Source organism: Pseudomonas tehranensis (genome assembly GCF_014268615.1).
GTDB lineage: Bacteria > Pseudomonadota > Gammaproteobacteria > Pseudomonadales > Pseudomonadaceae > Aquipseudomonas > Aquipseudomonas tehranensis.
The window spans coordinates 1-1894 of sequence record NZ_JABWQV010000434.1 but is presented as its reverse complement, the minus strand read 5'-3'; the positions used below and the strand labels follow the sequence as shown (position 1 = coordinate 1894).

General features: G+C 57.7%; 1 protein-coding gene and 1 pseudogene. Both read left to right on the top strand.

Features of this window, described 5'->3' with window-relative positions; translation table 11 throughout:
• Positions 1-1120: pseudogene (locus HU811_RS26780) on the top strand (hypothetical protein); the annotation flags it as partial.
• A 406-nt stretch (positions 1121-1526) separates the two neighbouring features.
• Positions 1527-1856: a DUF6124 family protein gene (locus HU811_RS26775; RefSeq protein ID WP_186659103.1), complete on the top strand. Its 330-nt coding sequence runs from the start codon at positions 1527-1529 to the stop codon at positions 1854-1856.
• Positions 1857-1894 lie beyond the last annotated feature (38 nt).

Sequence of the window (1894 nt, the reverse complement as noted above, 5' to 3'; positions counted from 1 at the left end):
GACCATCGGCGCAGCCATGAACCTGACGGCGCCCAGCGTCAAGGAGGCTGGCGGGACTGCACCGAATCAGCAATTGAACCCGGTGGCAGGCAAGGACAACCTGACCGTGGTGATACCGGATTACGGCGTGCAACCGGGCGATCAGGTCAGCGTGACTTGGACGGGCACTGCTGGGGATGGGTCCTACACCACTCCGGTGCAGATATTGCCTCCCAATCGTGAGATTACGATGCCGGTCTCGGTGATTGCCTACAACTTGGGCAAGCCTGTGACCGTGACCTACACCGTGACCCGTGGCAATGAATCGCCACCGTCGGATTCGCTTAATCTGGCGGTGCAGGCGATGCCTGAGGCCAGCCTTACAATTCCGCTGATTCCGCAGGCGGCACAAGGCGGCATCGGCAGTGAGCTGGATCTGGGTAGTTTCGCCGGTGATGCCCGCGTCACTGTCGCGCCCTGGCCGTTAATCGCGGCGGGCCAGCGGGTTTGGCTGAGTTGCGAAGGGATCGCCAGTGATGGTTCGGATTACACGATTCCGCTGCTCACTGACTCAGAGGTTAGTTCGGGCCAAGTGACTGCTGGGCTTTCCACGCCGCTGTTACGGAGTGAACTGGAGAAACTGCGCGATGGTTCGGAGCTCAAGGTTGTGCTGTTGGTGACGTTCAATCGCTCCAGCAACCAGAGTGAGGCTGTCGCATTCCCCTTGCGTAGATATACGAAGAGCGGTTTTTCGGAGCACTACACTCCGTTCACGGCCGGGGACATGAATGGCTGGTCACCTTTTGTAAACGTCTCAGTCAAGAACCAAGCGGGTAATTACTACTGCGAGCTTGCAAGCAGAGCTTCCGGGGTGGCGTATATATACAGAACGGACCTGCCGTTGATCTCGGGGAAACGCTTTCGGATCAGTATGCGTGCGCGCAGCGTTTCTCCTGACGCTCAGCTGGTCTTTCGGCGGGATGGTACGGACAAAACCTGGGGCGGGTTTACTTCGGAATGGAGTGCATTATCATATGAGTTCAACGTATCGTCACCCCTACGAAATATGCAGATAATTTCATCTGGTGTTCCTGGGTTCCATACTATTGATATTGACGACATTCTTATTCGTCTGGTTTGACATTATTCATCCTGTGAAAGTGAGGAAACTCGCTTTCACAGGCCCGAGCTTACCGAAACTGCGCCCCACGTCATCCTTCAGCCTCCGACTACACCGCCTTGCGCCATTGCCTACAACTGCGCCAGAATCCGCCGGCTTGTGCGCCTATGGGGAGGGCTCTATCGTTTGCGGGTCGCTGACGAATCAGCGATCGGGTTTAGCGATCCGGCTCAACACACAGACGCAACAATGCCCAGACTCAAGTGCAGTCATTCCGTGCCTGTAATTTGTGTAATGGTGGCTGTGCGCGGGAGACCTTCGGGTCTACCCGGGGTTTCTGTGACCCGGATCGCTAACCTGCGTACAGCCGCCACCTTACTTGTTTAGCGATAGGTCGTGGTGGCTCAACCCTTCACGGAGCTTCACCATGTTCAAACCAACTCCCAACCCGCCAGACACCGATTCAGATTCAACCGCCTTCGACAAAGCCGCCAAACGCGCCCTCGATTTCTATCTCAACCCCGAGCCCGACACCGGGCCGCCTCCAGGCCAGCTCTTCACCGTGGTGAACGGCATCGACACCGAATGCCTGCTCGCCAACCTCAGTGAAACCCTGGCTTCGGCCGATGCCATGATCAGCGACCTGGCCTTCGAACTGGAGGGTTCGCGCCGGCATGTTGCGCTGGGTATCCAGCAGTTAATCGAGCTGGGCGGATTGCTGGCGAACCGTGCCCTGGATAACAGCGATCCACGCTAGGACCCTCCACCCCGTGGCGAGGGAGCTTGCTCCCGCTG

Excerpts from the sequence above, each read along its gene's own strand:
- HU811_RS26775 (WP_186659103.1), top strand. The coding sequence starts at position 1,527 with ATGTTCAAACCAACTCCCAACCCGCCAGACACCGATTCAGATTCAACC.